Source organism: Micromonospora sp. NPDC023869 (assembly GCF_055559695.1).
This window is the reverse complement of record NZ_JBVHKD010000010.1, coordinates 114,873-135,552: the sequence shown is the minus strand read 5'-3', so window position 1 is coordinate 135,552 and position 20,680 is coordinate 114,873. Positions and strand designations below refer to the sequence as shown.

Sequence of the window (20,680 nt, the reverse complement as noted above, 5' to 3'; positions counted from 1 at the left end):
GACCGGGGGTGGACGAGGACATGGGTGCCGGCACGCTTCTCGCGGTCAGCGACCTGCACGTGGGCTATGCCGAGAACCGGCAGATCGCGGCGGAGCTGCGACCGCGCTCCGACCAGGACTGGCTGCTTGTCGCCGGGGACGTCGGCGACGCGTACGCCGATGTGGAGTGGACACTGCGGACACTCACCGAACGCTTTCACACCGTGCTCTGGGCACCGGGCAACCACGAACTGTGGACCCCCCGGCACGACCCGGTGGACCTGCGCGGCGAGCAGCGGTACCACCACCTCGTCGAGCTGTGCCGCACGCTCGGCGTGCACACCCCGGAGGACGAGTACCCCCTCTGGCGGGGCGCCGGCGGGCCGGTGGTCGTCGCCCCGCTGTTCGTCGGCTACGACTACTCGTTCCGAGCGCCCGGCACCACCACCAAGGAGGAGTCGCTGGCACGGGCGTACGCCACCGGGATCGTCTGCACCGACGAGTTCATGCTGCACCCGGATCCGCACCCGAGCCGCGACGCGTGGTGCCGGGCGCGGGTGGAGTACACCCGGCAGCGGCTGGACGCCTGCGACCCGAGCCTGCCGACCGTCCTGGTCAACCACTATCCGCTGGTCCGCGAGCCGACCGACGTGCTGCGCCACCCGGAGTTCGCCCAGTGGTGCGGGACGGAGCTGACTGCCGACTGGCACGTCCGCTACCGGGCGGCGGCGGTGGTCTACGGTCACCTGCACATCCCCCGGACGACCTGGCACGACGAGGTGCCGTTCCAGGAGGTGTCGCTGGGCTACCCGCGCGAGTGGCAGCCACGGGGCGGCCGACCCGAGTTGCCGCGCACGGTGGTGTTCGGCGGCGCGCCCACGACCCGTACGCCGGACGTCGGCAGCGGGCCTGCCGGCTGACCCTCAGCCTTCGGTCCACCCGTGCCGGGTGGCGATCCGGATCACCTGGTCCCGCAGCCGGACGATCTGACCCGCGGTGAGATCCGGGGCGGCCTGGATGAACGCCTCCGTCACCTCGGCGCGCAGCGCCGCGGCGGAGAGCACGTCACAGGTGGCGTCCTCGTCGTACTCCTCGGTGCCGGCGGTCGCGACCGGGGCGGCGACCGGACGACGCTCCGACGCGACGACCCGGACGTCGTAGCCCTTGAGGCCCCGCTCGCCCTCCTTGATCTGGAACTCCACCCGGGTGCCCGGTGTGATGGCCTGCTTGCCCTCCATCAGGTCGTTGGCGTGGACGAAGACGTCCTCGCCGCCCTCCTCCGGGGCGATGAAGCCGTACCCCTTCACCTCGTCGAACCGCACCACGCGCCCTATCGCCACAGCACTTTCCCTCCGCTGAACCGCCACCCGCCGTCGTACCCCGCGCCCCGCCCCGTGCCGTCCCGCCGCCGCTCACCGGCGGCGGTGGAGCGGAAGCCCTCGGTGAGTGCAGCCTACGTCCGGCGGCCGGTCCGAACCATCGTCCGGGCCGGGTCCACACCGTCCACTCAGTGCGCGTCCCAGCGGGCGAGATCGCGCAGCCACACCTGCGCCGAACTGTCCGACGGCGCCCGCCAGTCACCGCGCGGAGACAGCGAACCACCGGCGACGACTTTCGGGCCGTTCGGCATCGCGGAGCGCTTGAACTGGGCGAAGCCGAAGAACCGGCGGCAGAAGACCTCCAGCCAGCGGCGGATCTCCGGCAGGTCGTAGCCGACCCGCTTGTGCTCGGGAAAGTGGGGTGGCCAACTCCCCGCCGCCGGGTCGTGCCACGCGTGCCAGGCCAGGAAGGCGATCTTCGACGGCCGGAAGCCGTAGCGCAGCACGTGAAAGAGGGTGAAGTCCTGCAACGCGTACGGGCCGATGGTGCTCTCGGTGGACTGGAGCTCCGCGCCCGGCACCAGTTCCGGGCTGATCTCGGTGTCCAGCACCGCGCGCAGCGTCTCGGCCACCTCCTCGTCGAACTGGCCGCTGCCGATCACCCACCGGATCAGGTGCTGGATGAGGGTCTTCGGCAGGCCGGCGTTGACGTTGTAGTGGCTCATCTGGTCGCCGACGCCGTACGTGCACCAACCCAGCGCCAACTCGGACAGGTCACCGGTGCCGAGCACGATGCCACCGCGCTGGTTGGCCAGCCGGAACAGATAGTCGGTGCGCAGCCCGGCCTGCACGTTCTCGAACGTCACGTCGTAGACCGGCTCGCCGGCACCGAACGGATGGCCGAGTTCCTGGAGCATCAGCCGCGCGGTGGCGGTGATGTCCAGCTCGGCCGCGGTGATCCCGAGCGAGCGCATCAGCTTGTGCGCGTTGTCCCGGGTGTGCGCGCTGGTCGCGAAGCCCGGCATGGTGAACCCGAGGATGTCGCTGCGCGGGCGGCCCGCCCGGTCCATCGCCCGCGCCGCGACGATCAACGCGTGGGTCGAGTCCAGGCCGCCGGAGACCCCGATGACGACCTTCGGGTCGCCGGTCGCCGCCAGCCGCTGGTGCAGGCCGGCGACCTGGATGTGGTACGCCTCGTAGCAGTCCTGCGCCAGGCGCGCGGCGTCGGACGGCACGAACGGGTACCGCTCGACCCGACGCCGCAGCCCGAGGTCCCGGGTCGGCGGGTCCAACCGGAACCGCACCTCGCGGAAGCCGCCGGTGCGTTCGGCGTGCGCCCGCCGGTTGTCGTCGAAGGTGCCCATCCGGAGCCGTTCCTGCCGCAGCAGGTCCAGGTCGACGTCGGCCACCGCATGCCGCTCGTCGGCCGGGAACCGGTCGGTCTCGGCGAGCAGGACACCGTTCTCGTAGATCATCGTCTGGCCGTCCCAGGACAGGTCCGTGGTGGACTCGCCCAGGCCCGCCGCCGCGTAGACGTACGCGGCCAGGCAACGGGCCGACGCCGACCGGCACAGCAGCCGACGGTCCTCGGCCCGCCCCACCGTGATCGGGCTGCCGGAGAGGTTGACCAGGACGGTCGCGCCCGCCAACGCCGCCTCGGCGCTCGGCGGCACCGGCACCCACAGGTCCTCGCAGACCTCGGCGTAGAGCACCAGGCCGGGCACGTCCTCGGCGGTGAACAGCAGGTCCACCCCGAACGGCACCTCGACGCCGCCGAGCCGGATCGTCCCGCCGCGCTCGTCGACCCCCGCGCCGATCTGCCGGGCCTCGTAGAACTCCCGGTAGTTCGGGACGTACGACTTCGGCGCCACGCCCAGCACCCGCCCCCGGTGGACCAGCACCGCGCAGTTGTAGACCCGGCCCCGGTGCCGCAGCGGGGCACCGACGACGAGCACCGGCAGCAGCTCCGCCGACTCCGCCACCAGGTGCGCCAGCGCCGTCTCCACCTCGTCCAGCACCGCGTCCTGGAGCAGGAGATCCTCGATCGAGTAGCCGCACAGGCCCAGTTCCGGGAAGACCGCCACGGCCACCCCCTCGGCGGCGCACCGGCGGGCCTGCCGCAGGACGGCCTCGGCGTTGGCGGTGGGCTCGGCGATACGGGTACGCCCGGTGCAGGCGGCGACCCGGACGAACCCGTGCTGGTAGACGGAGCGGAAGTTCACCGCACCATCATCGCCGAACCCGTCCCGGCTCCAGCCGGGACCCGACGCTGCCGCTCACCGACCCGGCCGCTGTGACGCAGGCGACGCGTCCGGGCCGGTCACCAAGCCGTTCGCCTGATTGTGCCCTCCGGGTCCGATCCCCATGATCGGACCGGCCGGACCGCCGACACCGGGGTCCGGCCCGTTCGCGCCGGTCACCGCAGGTCGCGGCGCGCAGGTGCGGCACCGGAGGGTCAGGCATGGGCAGTGACGTCGTGGCGAGTCTCGTCGGCGGGCTGCTCTGCCTGCTGACGGCCGCCGTGCTCGGGTGGGCGATGATCGCCTACAACCGTCTGGTCCGCCGCCGCAACCAGGTGCAGGCCTCCTGGGCCCAGATCGACGTGCAGCTCAGCCGCCGGCACGACCTGATCCCGAATCTGGTCGAGACCGTCAAGGGGTACGCGGCGCACGAGCGCGACGCGTTGACGGCGGTGTCCGCCGCCCGCAGCGGTGCGCTGGCCGCCGCCACCACGCCCGGCCCCACCGGTCGGGCCGGTGCCGAGACCGTGCTGACCGAGGCGGTCGGTCGGCTGCTCGCGCTCGCCGAGGCGTACCCGGACCTGCGCGCCGACCAGAACTTCGCGGCGTTGCAGGCCGAACTGTCCCGCACCGAGGACCGGATCGCCTACGCCCGGCAGTTCTACAACAGCGCGGTGCAGACGTACAACACCACCGTGCAGTCCGTGCCCACCAACCTGATCGCCGGTGCGGCTGGCTTCCGCACGCGGGACTACTTCGAGGCCGGGACGGGCGAGCGCGGTGCCGTCGGAGTCCGCTTCCCGGGCGGCGGCTCGTGATGGACCCCCGTCTCCTGCTCGACCTGACGATGGGCCTGGGCGCCATCGTCGGCTGGCTCCTGCTCTACGGTGTCGTCCGGTGGGTCACCCGGCCCGCCGCCGTGTCGCCCGCGCCGGCCACCCCGGATCTCGGCGCGGAATCGCCCGCCGTGGTCAACCTGCTGGTCAACCGCTGGTCGCTGACCGAGGACGCGGCCGAGGCGACCCTGCTCGACCTGGCCGCCCGGGGCTTCTTCGAGGTACGCCAACCCGGTGCCGACCCGATGGAGAGCACGGTGCACCTGCCGGCGTCCCCGCCCGACGAGGCCGGGCTGCGTCCGTACGAGCGACTGGTGCTGGACCGGGTGCGCGGGCTCGCGGTGGACGGCGTCCTGCCACTGACCGCGCTGACCTTCCGCGACCAGGCCCGGGCCCGGGCGTGGAACAGGCGACTGCGCGGGCAGGTGATCGCCGACGCCCGCGCCGCAGGCCTGTCCCGGCGGCGCTTCGGCCCGCGCGTGACCGGTCTGCTGGTCGGCACGGCGCTGGCCGCCGCCGTGGTGGTCGGACTGGCCGCGCTGCACCACGCGAGCTGGCATCCGACGTCGGGCAACTACCCGTTCATCGCCGGGATCGCCGTCTTCGTCCTGCTCTCCACACTCGCCGGGGCGTCGCCCGGTGAACGCGACACGGCGCTCGGCCGCCAAGCCGCGGCACGGTGGCTCGGGGTCCGGGCCTGGCTGCGCGGGCACGAGCAGTTCGACGAGCTGCCCCCGGCCGCGGTGGCGATCTGGGACCGCTACCTGGGTTACGGGGCCGCCGTCGGCGCCACCCACCTGGCCAGTGCGGTGCTCGACCTCGGCCTGGGCGACCGCACGTCGGTCTGGTCGTCGTACGGCGGCAGGTGGCACCGGATACGCGTCCGCTACCCCCGGCTGCTGCCCCGCTACGGCCGGTCGGTGCCGCGCCTGCTTGCCGGTGGCACGATCGGCGTCGCCGTCGGCGGTTACCTGCTCACCGTCGTCGGTCCCACGTTCACCCTCACCCCGTCCACGGCGAACCAGGCCGCACGGATCTTCGACCTGGTGCGCAACGGCGTCACCGTGGTGGTGGTCCTGGTGCTGCTGGCCGGCCTGCACACCGTGGTCCGCACCCTGGTGGACCTCGCCACCGAACGCACCGTCACCGGCGAGGTGCTCTGGATCGAGGTGTGGCGCAGCGCCGCCCAGGGCGAGAACCGCCCGCCCCGACCCTGGCTGCACTACCTGGCCGTGGACGACGGCACCGCCGACCGCACGACCGCGTGGGGACTGCCCAGCGAGTGGGCGACCCGCTGCCGTGACGGCGACGTGGTGACCCTGCGGGTGCGGCCCTGGTCCCGGCGGGTGGTCGCGCTGTCCGTGGTCGGGCACGGCCGCTCCCGGCACACTACGGGCACGGTCGCCCCCGCCCCCGACGCCCCGCCGTCAGCCGGTGGTGGAACCGGGCCGGTCGCGCCGACGCCCCCGCCGACCGCCACGCCGTGACGCCGACCGCTGGGCCGTGGAGGACCGGTCGTCGGATCCCGCACCGTTCCCGGTCCGGGCCTCCGCCTCCCGCGCGAGCATGGTCGCCCGCGTGGCGAGCTCGTCCACCCGCTCCCGCAGCCGCCGCACGGTGACGTCGCCCGCACCGGCGTCGGAGAGCTCGCCGAGCAGCCGGGTGTAGTCGCTGACCAGCCGCGCGTATCCCCGGCCGGTGCTGCGGGCGGAGAGCTGGCCGTACCGCTGGTCGAGGTCGACGATCTGCTGCGCCAGCCCGGCCGCCGCGGCACTGAGCGCGCTGCGCTCGTCGGCCTGCTCGTCGCGTCGGCGTCGCCGCTGGGACGCCAGCCGCCCGGCCCGCCGCCCGGCGATCCAGAGCGACGCGGCACCGGCGACCACGCCGCCGACCGCCGCGCCCGCCAGCAGGTACCGGGGCAGCGACGGGCTGATCGTGCGTGCCCCGTCGGGGACCGTGCCGGCCCGTACCAGCAGGTCGTAGTTGACCACGACGACCTTGAGCGCCTCCACCGGCTGGTCCACGAACGAGTCCACGCCCCGACTGATGACCGTCTCCGCGACCATCGCACGGCCGAAGTCCTTGCTGTCGCGCTGGCGGATGCGCGAGCAGCCGTAGGTGTCCCAGTCGTCGCCGTCGCGGCTCATCGCCAGCACCAGCGTGCCCTTCGCGGCCTGCCGGGTCTGGTCGCAGGCGTCCCGCAGGTCGTCGCCGGGCGCCATCACCAGCACCACCAGCCGACGGTTGCCGATGACCCGCTCGGCGGCGGGCCGGTCCAGGTCCACCCCGGGCGCGACGTACGTCGACGAGGCGCGGACCTCGCGGGCGATCGGGCCGTCCAGGATCCCGCCCGACCACAGCGCCCACCCGGCCAGCACCAGGCAGGCCAGCACCGCCCAGCCGAAGGTGCTGCCGACCAGGGCGGCCAGGCCGCGTCGCAGCGTGCCGGTCACGACAGCCTCCCCTGGAGATAGAGGTCGGGGCGGTAACCGGGGATGCCGGTCAGGCGGGCGGTGTCCTCCAACTCCGCCGTCGCGTCGTCGAGCAACCTGCGGACGTGCCGGTCCGGCAGTCCCTCGTCGAGCGCCTTCCGGGCCGCTTCGAGCCTGCCGATGCCCCGGGTCAACGCGGGGTTGCTGCGCGCGTCGGTGAGCAGCGACGCCTCGACCGCGAGCGCGGTGAGCCCGGCCAGCCGGGCCCGCACACCACCGCGTTGCGGGTCACCGGGGCGGGTGCCGGAGCGGCGCAGCGACCGGATCGACAGCACCAGGAAGCCCGCCACGCAGGCCGCGAAGATCCAGGGCAGGGCGGGCAGCGCCACCCGTAGCGGGTCCAGCGGGCGGTAGGGCAATGGGCGGTCGAACAGGCCCGCGTACCGGATGTCGGTCACCCGGCCCAGGTAGACGCCGAGCACGTTCTGCTGCGGGTAGTCGTAGCGGCTGAGCCGGTCGCCGAAGTGGGCGTAGAAGCTGGTCGCGGCCAGCTCGGCGAAGTCCGCCGCGCCCGGACCGTGGTACTCGATCCAACTGCCGTACATCACCACCAGCGGCTGGTCCGGGAAGATCCGGTGCAGCGCCGGACCGTACGCCGGGAGCGCCTCGCCGTACGGCTGGGCGGGCAGGGCGACGTACCAGGCGCCGTCGGGGAAGGCGGTGGGCGCGTCCTGCGGCACCTGGCGCAGCGTGGCGCCCTCCGCCACGTGCAGCCCGTCGGCGCGCAGGTCGGCGGTGACGGTGTCGAGTTCCGCCCCGCTCGGGTCACGCCAGCGCAGCGTGTCCTGATCGGCCGGTCGCGGCACCTTGCGCAGCGCGCTGATCAGCGCGACCAACTGGCCGGTGACGTCACCGGTGGCGAACTGGGCCCGCCAACCGGGCAGGGTGTCCGGGGTGGCCTGGAACATGCCGCCGCTGACCTGGGTGCCGATCACCCGGACGGTGGCGCTCTTGACGTCCCGTACCCGCTTGCGTTCCTCCTCGTCCAGGCCGGGCGGTGCGACCAGGATGCGGGTGTCCTCGTCGCCGATCGCCTCCCGCACCCGCTGCTCGTCCCAGCGGGCGACGGCACCCGGCAGGCGGACCACCGGGTCGGCGTCGACCAGGGCGGTCATCTCCTCGGTGGACGGCACTGTCGCGTCGCTCAGCTCACCGGCGGAGCCCTCCTCGACCTGCCTCGACACCGCCGGGGACTGGCCGTAGCTGACGTCGATGCTCTGCTGTTGGGCGAGTAGGAAGACCGCCAGCACGACCGCCGCGACGGCGAGCAGCCCCCAGCGCAGCGGTTCGAGGCGTCGGATGCCCCGGGGCGCGGTCACCGCTGCGCCTGCCACAGCTCGTCGGCGCGGCGGGCGAGGTCGGCCGCGGCGCGGGCGGCCGTGACGCCGCCGTGGTCGGCGGCGAGCAGCTCGGCCTGGGTCAGCAGGCCGTCCGCCTCGGGTACGCGGGCGCTCGTCGCGTCGCGGCTGACCGTGGCGCTGTCGATCGCGGCCCGCGCGGTCGACCAGGCCACCAGGCGGTCCTGCCGGCGCGTACGCAGGCGTGGCAGCAGGGTGGTGAGGACTCCGGCGCCCAGCAGCAGCACGCCGCCGGAGAGCCAGGTGAACAGGGATGGTGACATGTGCTCCCGCCATCCGAGGGGGTCGGTACGGCTACCTGTCTAGCGCACCGGTGCCAGCTCGTCGCAGGCCACCCCTGGTGCCGGGTGGTCCGGCCGGGCCCACGAGGGGTGCCGGCCGGACCGCTGCGGTCAGCGGGAGTAGTACTCGACGACCAGTTGCTCGTCGCAGCGCACCGGCACCTCGGCCCGCTGCGGCAACCGGATCAGCCGTGCGGTCAACCCGGCCAGGTCGACGTCGAGATAGGGGGCGGTCCGCTCGGGGGCGTGCGCGCCGGCGGCGGCCACCACGAACGGCGTCTTGGCGCGGCTGCCCTCGCGGACCGCGATCACGTCGTCGGGGCGCAACCGGGCCGAGGGGCGGTCCACCCGCCGTCCGTTGACGTTGACGTGACCGTGGGTGACGGCCTGGCGTGCCTGGTAGATGGTGCGGGCGAGACCGGCGCGCAGGACCAGGGCGTCCAGGCGCGTCTCGAGGTCGATCACCAGTTCCTCGCCGGTCTTGCCCGGACGGCCCACGGCGCGTTCGAAGGCCAACCGGAGCTGCTTCTCCCGCAGGTCGTACTGCGCCTTGAGGCGCTGCTTCTCGAGCAGCCGGACCTTGTAGTCGCTCTCCTTGGTCCGCGCCCGACCGTGCACACCGGGTGGGTAGGGCCGGCGTTCGAAGTACCGCACGCACTTGGGGGTGAGCGGGATGCCGAGGCGGCGGGAGCGCTTGATCTTCGGGCGGGACTGATTCATCATCACCTCTCTAGTAAGGTAAGGCTAACCTAATGGGAGGTGGGGCATTGAGCAAGGCACCCCTGGCGGCGACCACCGCCACACCGGCCGAGCGACTGCGTACGCTGCTCGCTGCTGCGGACTCGCTGCGCCTGCGGACCACCCGCCACCGCGCGGACCTGATCGGACGGCACACCCTCGACGCCGACGGGCTGCTCCGGGTGGCGCTGCCCGCCCACGCCGAGATGGCCCGACACCTGCTCGACACGGGCGAGGTGCCGGCCCTGGTCGAGATCACCGACCTGGCGCCGCTCCCGGCCCGCCACCGGGTCCGGGCCCGGGCCACGCTCACCGGCTGGCTCACCCTGGACGACCTCGACGGCGGTGACGTGACCGCCTACCTCGCGCTCGCCACCGCCGACCTCGTCGACGCCGACGGCGACGCCACCGTGGACCCGGACGACCTGGCCGCCGCCGATCCCGACCCGCTCGCCCCGTACGAGGCCGAGCTGCTGCGCCACCTGTACGCCGCGCACTCCGAGGTGCTCGGTGGGCTGATCCCCCTGGTGCCGGCCGACCGGCGGGACGGTGCCGGCCGGATCCACCCGCTGCGGCTGGACCGGCACGGGATCGTGCTGCGCCTGGAGGTGCCCGAGGGTCACCGCGACGTCCGACTCGCCTTCGCCGCGCCGCTCACCGGGCCGGAGGACGTCGGCGCGGGGCTGGCCGGCCTGCTCGGCGGCGAGCCCGGCTGCCCGACCTGCGTCCACCCGCACCCGTGACCGCACCCCGGCCGCCCGCCCGAACGGAGCCCGCCCATGCAACCGAGTAGCGCCGAGATCGCCCGTACGCTGGCCAGCAGCGCGACGCTCGCCACGGTGGTGGCGTACCGCGGGCCGACCGTGACCGACGTGCGGCACGGTGCCGCCGCCGACGGCCGCATCCTGCTGCTGTGCCGCCGGGACGACCCGCTCGCCGGCATCACCGGCTCGGTGCTCGTGGATGTCGTGGACGTACCGCCGCTGCCGTTCTCGCCGACCTGGGGCCGGTTGCGGGTCGGCGGCCGGGCCGCCCCGCTGGCCGGGGTCGCCGCCCGCGCCGCCGCCGACGCGGTGGCGGCCACCCTGCCCGACCCGGACCTGCTCGACGTCGGTACGGACACGGTCATCGTGGAGGTGGTGCCCAAGCGCGTCACGCTCACCGGCCGCGACCGGGACCTGCCGGTACGCCTCACCGACTACCGGGCCGCCGCGCCCGACCCGATCTCCGCGATGGAGCGACCGCTCCTGGTCGACCTGGTGGACCACCACGGCACGCAGTTCTATCCCTTCCTGCGGCGGCAGTTGGTCGCCGCCGGTGTCGACCTGCCCGCGGACTGCCTGCCGTGCCCGCTGCGGCTGGACCGCTACGGCCTGCTGGTGTCGATACCCACCCCCAGCGGCGGGACCGCCTGCTACCGGCTTTGCTTCACCCCGCCCCTGACCGGGCATCAGGACCTGGTGAAACGGTGGCACGCGGTGCTTTTCCACCCGTGCGACCGACACTGACCCGTGCCGTTTCGTCGCCGACGCCAACAGGTTGAGTCGGGGAGGGCATAACTTTTGCTATCTGAATAAAAAGATGACGGGCTATTGATGGAAGCCCGGCCGTCGCAACGATGACCTGATGCGTCGACTCCCAGCGGCACCCCGACGCGTGGTCTCGGGCCTCCTCGCGCTCGTCCTCGCCTCGGCCGCCGTCCTCCTCGCGTCCACTCCACCGGCCGCCGCCCACGGCACCCTGGCGACGTCCACACCGGCGGACGGCGCCACCGTCGACACCGCGCTGACCACGGTGGAGCTGTACTTCACCGAGCAGGTCCGGGACGACGCGTACTTCACCGTCACCGCGCCGGGCGGCGCCCGGGTCGACAACGGCTGGACGCACGGGACGCCCACGCCGCTGGACCGCCCGGTCCGGGAGTACTTCCTGGTGGACGGCGTCTTCGAGCCACGCGAGTACGCCACCGGCTTCCCCGCGGTGCTGACCCTCGCACACCTGCCCGCGACCGGCCGCTACTCGGTCAGCTACCTCTCCGTGGCCTCCGACGGCGAGACCGTACGCGGCACCATGAGCTTCCGCTACACCGGACCGGTCACCAAGGCACCCGCCGGCTGGCAGGCGCCCACGGACCAGCCCGCCCCGGCACTGCTCGCCGCCGCCGAGCAGCACGGGACGTCCGGTTCCGGCGCGACACCCGCCGCCTCACCCGAGGCGGCCCCCGCACCGGCGATGACCGCGCCCCCCTCCTCTTCCGGCGACGGCGGGGGCGGGGGCGGTGCAGGATGGCTCGCCTGGCTCACCGGCGCGGTGGCGCTCGGCGCGGCGGTCGCGGCCCTGCTCGTCCTGCGTCGCCGCCCCAGCGGTGTCCCCGCCGGCCGGTCCCGCCCCAACCGCAGACCCGCCCGGCCCCGGGGCGACACCCGCCGATCCGGCACCGGACGTCGATCCGGCGCGAACGCCGTCCCGGCGACCACCGCGAAGAAGCCGGCGTCAGGGCGGAAGGCCGCCACCGCCGCAGCCACGACCTCGACGGTGGTGGCGGAGTCCTCGGCGCGCGGAAGCGCGACGTCGGCGGCCGGTGGAGAGTCCCCGGCGGGCGTCCCGGTCGGTGCGCTCGCCACCACCGAGCGCGAAACGCCGGTCGTCGACCCACCGGACGGCTCGGCACCGGCCCGCACCGGCCCGGAGAACCGGCGTGGTGACACCCGACTGGTGCTGCTGGTCGGTGGGCTGGTGGTGGCGCTGCTGGCCGGATTCGGGCTGGGCCGCCTCGACACCGGCGAGCCACGGACCAGCACCGGCGGCCAGCAGGCGGCCACCGTCGGGTCCCCGGTCGCCGGAGCGGGGGCGGGCGACGGACACCAGCACCCGTCGGGCACCGGACCGCACACGCACCCCGGCGACGGCACCGGCCAGGCGACCGGCACCCAGGTCAGCGTGAGCGGCTACACCCTCCAGCCGGTGCTGCGGACGCAACAGGCCGGCAAGGTCCTCGACTACCGGTTCCGGATCCTCGGCCCCGACGGGCAGCCGGCCACCCGGTTCGCGGTGGTGCACGAGAAGCCGCTGCACCTGATCGTGGTCGGCAACGACCTCGGCGGCTACCAGCACCTGCACCCGACGATGGCGCCGGACGGCACCTGGAGCGTCCCGCTGACCCTGGACAGGGCCGGCGACCACCGCGTCTACGCCGACTTCTCCGTCACCACCACCGACGGTCGACAACTGCCGTTGGTGCTCGGCGTCGACCACCACGTCCCCGGGGCGTACACCCCGGCGGGGCTGCCGCCGCCGCAGCGCGAGACGACCACCGGGCCGTACGCGGTCGCGCTGGAGGGCACGCCCACAGTGGGCGTGACCACGCCACTGGCACTGCGGGTCACCCGCACCGGTGGCACCGAGCCGGCCCGACTCGAACGCTACCTGGGCGCGTACGGGCACCTGGTGCTGATCCGGGAGGGGGACCTGGGTCTCGTGCACGTCCACCCCGAGCAGGAACTGGTCGACGGCGCGGTGACGTTCTGGCTGACCCCGCCCAGCCCCGGCCGGTACCGAGCCTTCTTCGACTTCCAGGCCGACGGCGAGGTGCACACCGCGGCGTACACCGTCACCGTGGAATGACCGGTACGGCCGCCGCGCCGACCCCGGCCAGGGCGGCGCCGCGCGGGGTGTGCCAGTACAACACCTCCCGGCCCGACCTGCGCCGGGTCACCATGCCGGCGTCGCGGAGCACCCGCAGATGGTCACCGACCGCGCCCAGGGACAGCCCGGTGACCGCCGCCAGGTGCGACGTGCTCAGCGGGTTCGCCAGCCGAACGAGGATGTCCGCGCGGTGCGGACCGATGAGCCGGTCCAGCCCGTCCGGCATCGGTGGGGTGTCGTCGGCGAGGATGCCGCTGGCCGGATAGACCATGCCGAAGCGGGTCGGTGGGTCCCACAGCACCCAGCCACGCGCGCAGTGCGCCGGGACGAACACCAACTGCTCGGCCCGATCGAGCGGCAGCGGCGGTGCGGGATACTCGTTGACCTGGAGATGGCCGTCGCCGAGCCACCGCACGGCGGGCTTGAAGTCGGCGAGTACGCCCGCCCAGCCCTGGGTGCTGAGCCGGGCGGTGCGGGCCACCACGTCGGCCCGCAGGCGGCGTTCCCGCGCCGGCCACTCCGGTCGCACGGTCTGCGTCCACACCCAGTCGAGCAGGGCCACCACGTGCTCGGTCAGCCCGTCGCCGCGCAGCGGCTCGGCGAGTGGCCCTGGCCGGGCCGCCCGCAGATCGGCCCGGATCCGGTCGTCGCCGCGTGCAGCGACGACCGTCAGTTCCTCGGCGAACGTCGGTGCGGCCGTGGCAGGGGCCAGGGTGAGGAAGTCGGCGGTCCAGCGCGGCTGGAACGCCGCCGCCAGCAACGCCGGCAGCAGCGGCCGGGCCGCCAGCATCCGCTGGTACGCGTCGAGGTGCGGGCGGCGCCAGGCATGCTGCCACGGTCGACGTGGGCTGTGTAACGCCCGCAACGCGGCGACGGTGTCGGTTATCGGCGAGATGACGAACCGGCTGTGCGCCAACAGATCCACCGGTACCTGCCAGACGGACATGTTTCGTCTCCAGCCGTAACTGTAGGGCGCGCGGCGACCCGCGCCGAGGATCGTCGGAGTGAGAACCTACTCGGAGCTGTTCGCCGTCCACGAGTTCCGCAACCTCTTCGTGGCCAACTGCGCCGGCATCGCCGCGCACACCACCTCGGCGCTGGCGCTCGGCTCGCTCACCTACGTCGCGACCGGGTCGGCCCTGCTCACCGCGCTCAGCATGTTCGGCGCGCCGCTGGCCAGCGTGCTCGGCAGCCTGACCCTGCTCTCCGCCGCGGACAGCCTGCCGCCTCGCCGGGCGTTGACCATCGCCGCGCTCGTCGCGCTCGCCGGCGCGGCCCTCCAGGCACTGCCGGGGCTGCCGTTGTGGGCCAGGTTCGCCCTGATCCTGACGGTCGCGTACGTCGGGTCGGTCACCGGCGGCGCTCGGTGGGCGCTGCTCAACGACATCCTGCCGCCCGGCGCGTACGTGCTCGGCCGGTCCACGCTGAACGTGAGCGTCGGCGTCATGCAGATCGCCGGTTTCGGGGCGGGTGGCGTGCTGCTGATCTGGCTGAGTCCGTACCAGGTTTTCCTGGTCGCCACCGGGCTGCGGGCCGTGGCGGTGGCGGTGACCTGGTTCGGGCTGCGGGAGCGACCGGCCCGGGCGGACGCGCCGACCTCGACGGCCCGGACCATGCGGATCAACCGGGAACTGTGGGCCGATCCGGGACGCCGCTCGCTGTACCTCAACCTGTGGGTGCCCAACGGCCTGGTCGTCGGCTGTGAGGCGCTGTTCCTCCCGTACGCCGGTGACCGCGCCGGTTTCCTCTTCGCCGCCGGCGCCCTCGGCATGCTCACCGGTGACGTGCTGGTGGGCCGGTTCCTCGGGCCGGCCACGCGGCAGCGCTGGGTGCTGCCACTGCGGCTGCTGCTGCCGCTGCCGTACCTCGTCTTCCTGGTCCGTCCGGGCCTGCCGCTGGCGGTGCTGGCCGCCATGGTCGCCTCGATCGGGTTCGCGGCCTCGCTGCCGTTGCAGGAGCGGCTGCTGGCACACTCCCCGCCACAGGCGCGCGGTCAGGTGCTCGGCCTGCAACAGAACGGCATGCTGACCGGGCAGGCGGTCTGCGCGGCGCTGGCCGGCGCGGTCGCCGACGTGATGCCGACCCACCGGGCGGTGGCCGTGCTGGCTGCCCTGTCCCTGGCGACGACGCTGCTGCTCACCCGAGGACTGCGCCACACCCGGCCAGAGGTGTCGCCGACCGCCGCCGAACCGGCCCAAGCCTGATGTGCTGACAGCCGAGGACGAGATGTAAGGAGGGGACCCCTACTAACGCCTGGTGAGGTAAAGGGGTCCCCTCCTTACATCCGAGCCCGACGCGCGCGAAAGATGACGGCGGAAGAAACCGATCGGGCTCCGGATACGTCGGATCGGCATGAAGATTCATCGAAGCGGGCGGCTGGCGGTCCTTCCCCTGCTGTTGCTGACCTCGGCGGCCTGCGGCCAGCAGGGGGCCGGCGGCGCGGACGACGCCGGTTCTCCCGAGCGCTCCTACTCGGCGGACTCCGTGGTGTTCCGGATGGACTACGTCGGCGGGTTCGTCACGCCGGCCATGCTGGCCACCCGGCTGCCCGCGATCAGCGTCTACGGCGACGGGCGGGTGATCACCGAGGGGCCGACGACGCTGCAGTATCCCGGCCCGGCCCTGCCCAACCTCCAGGTCCGCACGATCAGTGCCGACGAGGTCGAGAAGTTGGTGGCGCAGGCCCGGGCGGCCGGTGTCGGGGGAGTCTCCGATCTCGGGACCCCGCCGGTCGCGGACGCCGCCTCGACCCGGTTCACCCTCCTGGGTGACAAGGGCGTGGAGGAGTCCGAGGTCTACGCGCTCGGCGAGGCCACCGGCGCCGACAGCGGCCTGAGCGCCGAGCAGCAGTCGGCCCGGGACAAGCTGCGGGCCTTCGCCGAGTCGTTGACCGACCCGTCGGGCCCGCTCGGCGACACCCTGGGCGACACTACGGCGTACGCGCCGACCGCCGTCGCGGCCGTCGCCGAGCCGTGGGTGGCCGACAGCGAGGCCGGTGAGCAGCCCGACGTGGCCTGGCCGGGGCCGGCTCTGCCCGGCACGGCCCTCAGCAAGGACCTCGGGTTGGGCTGCGTGACGGTCACCGGTGACGAGGTGCGCTCGCTGCTCGGTGCGGCGGCGAGCGCCAACATGGCGACGCCGTGGACCTCCGACGGCAAGCAGTGGCGGGTCACCCTGCGGCCGCTGTTGCCCGACGAGTCGGACTGCGGCGACCTCGCCAACAGGCGCTGAATCCCGACCGGGCGGCCGGTCACCCGACCCGGCCGCCCGGCGGATCCCGTGCCGACCAGGATCCTGGTGCCAAAGCGCCCCTGCCGCAGGGGCGGATCCGTACCGAGATCTGGGCCCGGTCGACCGTGTGAAGATCACTCGGTAGGCTGCCGCGCGATGAACAGCCCGACTCGCATCCTGGTGTACGGGGTGCACGGCTCCGGCAAGTCCACCCTCGCGCAGCAGTTGGCCCACCGGCTCGGGCTGCCCTGGCACCCGGTCGACGACCTGCTCTGGGAACCCGGCTGGGTGGAGGTGCCGGTCGCGGTGCAGCGCAGCCGGATCGAGGCGATCTGCCGCCGGGAGCGGTGGATCCTCGACGGGGCCTACCACGGCTGGCGGGACGTGCCGCTGGCCCGCGCCGACCTGGTGATCGGGCTGGACTACCCGCGTGGGCTCTCCTTCCGGCGGCTGCTGCGCCGCACCGTGGACCGGCTCCGCACGGGGGAGGAGATCTGCAACGGCAACCGCGAGTCGCTGGGCAGCGTGCTCTCCTCGGAGTCCGTCCTGGTCTGGCACCTCACCGGGTACGCCCGTGAACGCGCCCGGATGCGTGCCTGGCAGCACGACCCCGCCGGGCCGCCGGTGCTGCTGTTCGACACCCCGCAGGCGCTGGAGCACTGGCTCGCCGCCCTGCCGCCCCACCCGCCCGGCGCACCGCCCCGCTGACCCGCCACACCAGCGCGCCCGCCCGGCGCACCGCCACACCAGCGCGCCGCCCCGGCTCATCGGACCGCCCCGGCATCGAACCGCCCCGGTTCAGAGGCCCTGTCGACGGGCCACGCTGATGGCCTGGGCCCGGTCGGCGACCTGGAGCTTGGCGAAGATGTTGGAGACGTGGTTGCGAACGGTCTTCGTACTCAGGCCCAACCGGGTCGCGATCTGCGGGTTGGTCAGGTGCGCGGCGATGAGCGTCAGGATCTCCCGTTCCCGCGAGGTGAGTTCGGGGAACGCCGGTTCGGCGCGGTCCAGCCCGGCGAAGTAGCCCATCAGGCGGGTGGCGATGGCCGGGCCGAAGATCGCCTCGCCGTCGGCCACCACCCGCACCGACCGGATGATCTCCAGTCGGCGGGCGCCCTTGAGCACGTACCCCCGGGCACCGGCCCGCAGCGCGGCGAAGACCGAATCGTCGTCGTCGGCCATGGACAGGATCAGCACCCGGACGTGCGGGCTCATCCGGACCATCCGCTCGGTGGCCGCGATGCCGCCCATCCCCGGCATGGTCAGGTCGAGCAGCACCACGTCGGGTTGCAGCCGGGCGAGTACGGTCAGCGCCTCCTCGCCGCTGGCCGCCTCGCCGCACACCTCGATGTCGGGACTGGTGGCGAGCAGCGCGCGCAACCCGGCCCGGAACGGCGCGTGGTCGTCAACCAGCAGGGTCCGGATCTGGTCCATCGGTCTCCTCCGTGCCGGTGAGCAGGGTAGCGGTCACCAGCGTGCCAGCGCCCGGTGTCGAGGTGACGACGCAGGAGCCGCCGAGTTCCTCGGCCCGCTCCCGCATCGAGTGCATGCCCACGCCGTCCGGCCGGTCGGGCCGGCGGCCCTGGCCGTCGTCGTGGACCTGAAGGCACAGCCGCCCGCCGGACACCCGCAGCCGCACCTGCACCTGGGTGGCCCGGGCGTGTCGGCGCGCGTTGTTCAGCGCCTCCACCGCGATGCGGTAGGCGGCCACCTCGGCCGCCGCGGAGAGCTCCGGCAGCACCGGCGGGGCGTCGAAGACCACCCGGGGCCCGTCGTCCGGCCAGCCGGCGATGTGCGACCGCAACGCCGCGATGACGTCCATGGTGTCCAGCGCCGGTGGCCGCAGCCCGTTGACCAGCCGCCGGACGTCGGCGACGGCGGTCTGCGCGTCCACCACGATCTCCTCCAGCAGCCGCTGGGTCTGCGGACCCGGGCCGAGTTCCTGCGCCGCCTCGGCGCGCATGGTCAACCCGGCAAGTGTCGGCCCGAGGCCGTCGTGCAGGTCGCGACGCAGCCGCCGCCGTTCCTCCTCGCGGGCGAGCACCAACTGCTCGCGGGAGCGTTGCAGGTCGGCGGCGAGCGACTGGGCCCGGTCCAGGGCGCCCACCGCCTGCACCGCGACACCGATGTGCCGGGCCAGGTCGCGCAGCAGGCGCAGTTCCCACGCGCCGAGTGTGGTCTCCCCGATCCGGGGGCCGAGCAGCAGGTGACCGACGGTGTCGTTGGCGGCCAGCGGCAGCCGCACCGGGTCGGGTGGCGGGACACCCAGCCGGTACGACCGTCCGTCGACCGTCTCGATCTCCACGTAGGACAGCTCCAGCGCCTCGCGGACCGTCGCGGTGCTGGTGGCGAGTACGGCGGCGGCGTCCTGGGTCTGGTCCAGCCGCTGTCCCAGCCGGGCCAGCACCGCGTACGGGTCGTCGCGTTCGCCGTACACCAGCAGGTTGACGCGACGTTGCAGCCAGCCGCGCAGCGGCGCCAGGATCAGCGCGGCCACGGCCGCCGCGACGAACGAGACCGGCAGACTCGCCGAGGCGTCGAAGCCGGCCCCGAGCAGACCGACGACCAGCACGTACGCGCCGCCGACCGCCACCGACAGGGCGACGAACACGGCGGTTCGGCTGATCAGCAGGTCGATGTCGATGAGCCGGTGCCGCAGGACGGCGATACCGACGGCCACCATGATCAACGCACCGCTCAGGCCGCCGGCCAGGTCCCAGAACAGGTTGCCGTGCGGCCAGATGTTCGGATGCGCGTCGGTCAGACCGGCGACGAGTCGGGCGACCACCATACCGACCGCGACCGCGACCGCGTACCCGAGCCACTTGACCTGTTGGCGGCGCACGCCCCGGGCCCGGCGGGCCTGCCACACCATGGTGCAGCCGGCGGCCACATAGATGATCGCGCTGGCCAGGGTGGCCAGGACGGCGGTCAGGTCGGCGACGGGCTGCCAGCCCGGCACGCCGAGCGGGTTGACCACGCTGACCGGGCTGATCTGTTCGTTGGCGCCGGGTCGCAGTGCCCCGCCGACCATGGCGACGACGCCGAGGAGCACCACCGTCCACACCGCCGGCCGCCACCGGGGCGACAGCAGTCGACCGTCGGGGAAGAAGACCAGGATCAGCGCCATGGCCGCGTTGCCGGGCACCCAGAGCCAGTTCTGCGGCCAGGCCAGCGCCTCGGCGAACGGCACCCGGCCGGGCGCCACCACCAGCCCGTACGCGGCGTACTGGCCGCACGCCTCCTGGAGCGAGAAGCAGAATCCGCTGGTCAGGGCCAGCCAACCGATCGGATTGTCCGGACGGTGGGCGGCGATCGCCGCGCCCACGACCGCGCACGAGATCACCAGCAGCAGGTGTGACATGTCGCCCACCGAGCCGCCGTTGAGCACCGCCAGACCCACCGCGACGGCGGCCAGTTGCAGCGACGCACCGCACAGCGACCACGCGGCGCGGCGCGTCCAGGCGGGACGCGGTCCGCGTACGGCTCGCCTCCGGTCGGCGACCGCGACCGGCGCGACGGCGGTCTCTTCGGTGGTCATGGCGTCGCCGAGACTAGACCGTGGGTCCGGGTCGGCGAATCGGGCGACCGGTCCGGCACCGTCGTCGCCACGGTGGGCCGGTGCCCGCGCGTGGCCCCGCCGGTGCCGCACCATGACCCCCGCACGGTCAGGGCCGCCCGCCCGGACGCGGACGCAACGCCAACGCCACCCCGGCGACGACCAGCCAGATCCCGCCGGGCACCAGCGAGATGTACTGCACCGGCGCGAGCTGCGTGGCCGCGATCAGCACGGCGACCACCGCGCTGAAGACCGCGAACCAGCGACTCACCGAACCGTGCCGGAGTCCGCCGACCGCGACCGCGGCGGCGGTCAGCCCGATCCCGCCCCAGAGCCAGGCCATGGTGGCGTAGATGGTGAGCTGCGGCGCGATCACGTCCGGGTCGTACTCCGTCGCCGCGTTCAGCGAGAAGAACAGCTCGGTGGAGATGCCGCCGCCGATCAGCAGCCCGACCAGCACCAGACCGACCCCACCGGCGGCGAGCGCGGGCACCAGGCTGCCGGCCGGCTCCTGCGCCCCGAGGTAGCGCCGCAGCCCGGCCGCGAAGACCGCCAGGCAGACGATGGCGACCACCGTCACCACCTGGTGCGCCCAGACGTACCCGGCGCGGTCGGCCAGGGCGGCGACGTAGTCGGCGTTGTCGGCGCGGTACTGCTCGGCGGGGGCGGTCAGGCTCGCGGTGGTGAAGATGCCGACCAGGCCGACCAGGCCGCCGAGGGCACCGGTCAGGGCCCAGGCGCGCGGCGGGCGTACGGGTGCCGGCGGGGGAGCGCTCGGCGGGTTCTCCGGCAACGTGGCGGGACGCATGGTGGTCTCCTTCTCGGGCGGACGGTTCGTCGTCTCGCAGCCTGCCGCCGGGCCGACCCGGTCCGCATGGGGCGTCGCGGTCCACCGGTGCGTGAGGTTCCCGACCGGCCGGGACATCGGTCCCTGGTGACCGGGATCGGCCGGCCGGTCTGATGCCGGGGGTGGCACTGCCCGGTGCCCACCGCCCAGCCGGG

The 20,680-nt window shown here is 73.9% G+C and carries 19 protein-coding genes; 9 read left to right on the top strand and 10 right to left on the bottom strand.

The annotated features are described in order from the left end of the window. Nucleotides 1–20: 20 nt before the first annotated feature. Nucleotides 21–899, top strand: a complete 879-nt coding sequence (locus ACZ31C_RS24905) for a metallophosphoesterase family protein (RefSeq protein WP_465797384.1) — start codon at nucleotides 21–23, stop codon at nucleotides 897–899. Nucleotides 900–902: 3 nt separating this feature from the next. Here ACZ31C_RS24905 and ACZ31C_RS24900 read toward each other — a convergent pair whose 3' ends face one another. Both ACZ31C_RS24900 and ACZ31C_RS24895 read right to left on the bottom strand, forming a co-directional pair. After that, nucleotides 903–1,319: a cold-shock protein gene (locus tag ACZ31C_RS24900; RefSeq protein WP_465797317.1), complete on the bottom strand. Its 417-nt coding sequence runs from the start codon at nucleotides 1,317–1,319 to the stop codon at nucleotides 903–905. Between the two features lie 167 nt (nucleotides 1,320–1,486). Next, the gene (locus ACZ31C_RS24895; protein ID WP_465797316.1) at nucleotides 1,487–3,520 is read right to left on the bottom strand and encodes an NAD(+) synthase; all 2,034 of its coding nucleotides are present in this window, start codon (nucleotides 3,518–3,520) and stop codon (nucleotides 1,487–1,489) included. A 239-nt stretch (nucleotides 3,521–3,759) separates the two neighbouring features. Here ACZ31C_RS24895 and ACZ31C_RS24890 point away from each other — a divergent pair, with 239 nt between their 5' ends. Beyond that, a complete protein-coding gene (locus ACZ31C_RS24890; RefSeq protein ID WP_465797315.1) occupies nucleotides 3,760–4,356 on the top strand; it encodes a LemA family protein in 597 nt (198 codons plus the stop codon). Next, entirely contained in the window at nucleotides 4,356–5,861 is a 1,506-nt protein-coding gene (locus tag ACZ31C_RS24885; protein ID WP_465797314.1) for a DUF2207 family protein, read from the top strand. Before ACZ31C_RS24890 ends, ACZ31C_RS24885 begins: the two co-directional genes overlap by 1 nt. On the opposite strand, the gene ACZ31C_RS24880 is transcribed toward ACZ31C_RS24885, so the two are convergent. The 4 genes from ACZ31C_RS24880 to rpsD form a co-directional block, all read right to left on the bottom strand. Continuing rightward, nucleotides 5,802–6,827 carry a hypothetical protein gene (locus tag ACZ31C_RS24880; protein WP_465797313.1) on the bottom strand — a complete coding sequence of 342 codons (1,026 nt, stop codon included), beginning with the start codon at nucleotides 6,825–6,827 and terminating at the stop codon, nucleotides 5,802–5,804. The two genes, ACZ31C_RS24885 and ACZ31C_RS24880, sit on opposite strands and share 60 nt — an antisense overlap. Next, nucleotides 6,824–8,185, bottom strand: a complete 1,362-nt coding sequence (locus tag ACZ31C_RS24875; protein WP_465797312.1) for a hypothetical protein — start codon at nucleotides 8,183–8,185, stop codon at nucleotides 6,824–6,826. The genes ACZ31C_RS24880 and ACZ31C_RS24875 overlap by 4 nt, the downstream gene beginning before the upstream one ends. After that, on the bottom strand, nucleotides 8,182–8,487 hold the full coding sequence (locus tag ACZ31C_RS24870; RefSeq protein WP_465797311.1) for a DUF6403 family protein: 306 nt from the start codon (nucleotides 8,485–8,487) through the stop codon (nucleotides 8,182–8,184). Before ACZ31C_RS24870 ends, ACZ31C_RS24875 begins: the two co-directional genes overlap by 4 nt. 129 nt (nucleotides 8,488–8,616) lie before the next feature. After that, the gene (gene rpsD / locus ACZ31C_RS24865) at nucleotides 8,617–9,225 is read right to left on the bottom strand and encodes a 30S ribosomal protein S4 (protein WP_357216987.1); all 609 of its coding nucleotides are present in this window, start codon (nucleotides 9,223–9,225) and stop codon (nucleotides 8,617–8,619) included. Between the two features lie 47 nt (nucleotides 9,226–9,272). Between rpsD and ACZ31C_RS24860 the strand changes: the two genes are divergently transcribed. The 3 genes from ACZ31C_RS24860 to ACZ31C_RS24850 all read left to right on the top strand — a co-directional run bounded on the left by ACZ31C_RS24860 (nucleotide 9,273) and on the right by ACZ31C_RS24850 (nucleotide 12,867). Further along, on the top strand, nucleotides 9,273–9,986 hold the full coding sequence (locus ACZ31C_RS24860; RefSeq protein WP_465797310.1) for a DUF2470 domain-containing protein: 714 nt from the start codon (nucleotides 9,273–9,275) through the stop codon (nucleotides 9,984–9,986). Nucleotides 9,987–10,022: 36 nt separating this feature from the next. Further along, complete coding sequence (locus tag ACZ31C_RS24855) at nucleotides 10,023–10,751, top strand: DUF2470 domain-containing protein (RefSeq protein WP_465797309.1); 729 nt, start codon at nucleotides 10,023–10,025, stop codon at nucleotides 10,749–10,751. 118 nt (nucleotides 10,752–10,869) lie between these two features. Beyond that, nucleotides 10,870–12,867, top strand: a complete 1,998-nt coding sequence (locus ACZ31C_RS24850; protein ID WP_465797308.1) for a copper resistance CopC family protein — start codon at nucleotides 10,870–10,872, stop codon at nucleotides 12,865–12,867. On the opposite strand, the gene ACZ31C_RS24845 is transcribed toward ACZ31C_RS24850, so the two are convergent. Further along, complete coding sequence (locus ACZ31C_RS24845) at nucleotides 12,854–13,834, bottom strand: ArsR/SmtB family transcription factor (RefSeq protein ID WP_465797307.1); 981 nt, start codon at nucleotides 13,832–13,834, stop codon at nucleotides 12,854–12,856. The genes ACZ31C_RS24850 and ACZ31C_RS24845 overlap by 14 nt on opposite strands. 58 nt (nucleotides 13,835–13,892) lie before the next feature. Between ACZ31C_RS24845 and ACZ31C_RS24840 the strand changes: the two genes are divergently transcribed. The 3 genes from ACZ31C_RS24840 to ACZ31C_RS24830 all read left to right on the top strand — a co-directional run bounded on the left by ACZ31C_RS24840 (nucleotide 13,893) and on the right by ACZ31C_RS24830 (nucleotide 16,827). Beyond that, the gene (locus ACZ31C_RS24840) at nucleotides 13,893–15,092 is read left to right on the top strand and encodes an MFS transporter (protein WP_465797306.1); all 1,200 of its coding nucleotides are present in this window, start codon (nucleotides 13,893–13,895) and stop codon (nucleotides 15,090–15,092) included. A 148-nt stretch (nucleotides 15,093–15,240) separates the two neighbouring features. Further along, on the top strand, nucleotides 15,241–16,119 hold the full coding sequence (locus ACZ31C_RS24835; protein ID WP_465797305.1) for a hypothetical protein: 879 nt from the start codon (nucleotides 15,241–15,243) through the stop codon (nucleotides 16,117–16,119). A gap of 156 nt (nucleotides 16,120–16,275) precedes the next feature. Further along, on the top strand, nucleotides 16,276–16,827 hold the full coding sequence (locus tag ACZ31C_RS24830; protein WP_465797304.1) for an AAA family ATPase: 552 nt from the start codon (nucleotides 16,276–16,278) through the stop codon (nucleotides 16,825–16,827). A 90-nt stretch (nucleotides 16,828–16,917) separates the two neighbouring features. Here ACZ31C_RS24830 and ACZ31C_RS24825 read toward each other — a convergent pair whose 3' ends face one another. The 3 genes from ACZ31C_RS24825 to ACZ31C_RS24815 all read right to left on the bottom strand — a co-directional run bounded on the left by ACZ31C_RS24825 (nucleotide 16,918) and on the right by ACZ31C_RS24815 (nucleotide 20,486). Further along, nucleotides 16,918–17,553 (bottom strand): response regulator, encoded by a 636-nt coding sequence (locus tag ACZ31C_RS24825; RefSeq protein ID WP_465797303.1) that lies wholly within the window; start codon nucleotides 17,551–17,553, stop codon nucleotides 16,918–16,920. Beyond that, a complete protein-coding gene (locus ACZ31C_RS24820) occupies nucleotides 17,525–19,660 on the bottom strand; it encodes a sensor histidine kinase (RefSeq protein WP_465797302.1) in 2,136 nt (711 codons plus the stop codon). The genes ACZ31C_RS24825 and ACZ31C_RS24820 overlap by 29 nt, the downstream gene beginning before the upstream one ends. A 127-nt stretch (nucleotides 19,661–19,787) precedes the next feature. Continuing rightward, nucleotides 19,788–20,486, bottom strand: a complete 699-nt coding sequence (locus ACZ31C_RS24815) for a hypothetical protein (protein ID WP_465797301.1) — start codon at nucleotides 20,484–20,486, stop codon at nucleotides 19,788–19,790. Nucleotides 20,487–20,680: the final 194 nt, after the last annotated feature.

Bases quoted from the DNA above. Each gene is read 5' to 3' on its own strand.
- ACZ31C_RS24845 (WP_465797307.1), bottom strand. From the start codon at position 13,834: ATGTCCGTCTGGCAGGTACCGGTGGATCTGTTGGCGCACAGCCGGTTC.
- ACZ31C_RS24835 (WP_465797305.1), top strand. From the start codon at position 15,241: ATGAAGATTCATCGAAGCGGGCGGCTGGCGGTCCTTCCCCTGCTGTTG.
- ACZ31C_RS24885 (WP_465797314.1), top strand. From the start codon at position 4,356: ATGGACCCCCGTCTCCTGCTCGACCTGACGATGGGCCTGGGCGCCATC.
- ACZ31C_RS24830 (WP_465797304.1), top strand. From the start codon at position 16,276: ATGAACAGCCCGACTCGCATCCTGGTGTACGGGGTGCACGGCTCCGGC.
- ACZ31C_RS24820 (WP_465797302.1), bottom strand. From the start codon at position 19,660: ATGACCACCGAAGAGACCGCCGTCGCGCCGGTCGCGGTCGCCGACCGG.
- ACZ31C_RS24855 (WP_465797309.1), top strand. From the start codon at position 10,023: ATGCAACCGAGTAGCGCCGAGATCGCCCGTACGCTGGCCAGCAGCGCG.
- ACZ31C_RS24905 (WP_465797384.1), top strand. From the start codon at position 21: ATGGGTGCCGGCACGCTTCTCGCGGTCAGCGACCTGCACGTGGGCTAT.
- rpsD (WP_357216987.1), bottom strand. From the start codon at position 9,225: ATGAATCAGTCCCGCCCGAAGATCAAGCGCTCCCGCCGCCTCGGCATC.
- ACZ31C_RS24815 (WP_465797301.1), bottom strand. From the start codon at position 20,486: ATGCGTCCCGCCACGTTGCCGGAGAACCCGCCGAGCGCTCCCCCGCCG.
- ACZ31C_RS24850 (WP_465797308.1), top strand. From the start codon at position 10,870: ATGCGTCGACTCCCAGCGGCACCCCGACGCGTGGTCTCGGGCCTCCTC.
- ACZ31C_RS24870 (WP_465797311.1), bottom strand. From the start codon at position 8,487: ATGTCACCATCCCTGTTCACCTGGCTCTCCGGCGGCGTGCTGCTGCTG.
- ACZ31C_RS24890 (WP_465797315.1), top strand. From the start codon at position 3,760: ATGGGCAGTGACGTCGTGGCGAGTCTCGTCGGCGGGCTGCTCTGCCTG.
- ACZ31C_RS24825 (WP_465797303.1), bottom strand. From the start codon at position 17,553: ATGGACCAGATCCGGACCCTGCTGGTTGACGACCACGCGCCGTTCCGG.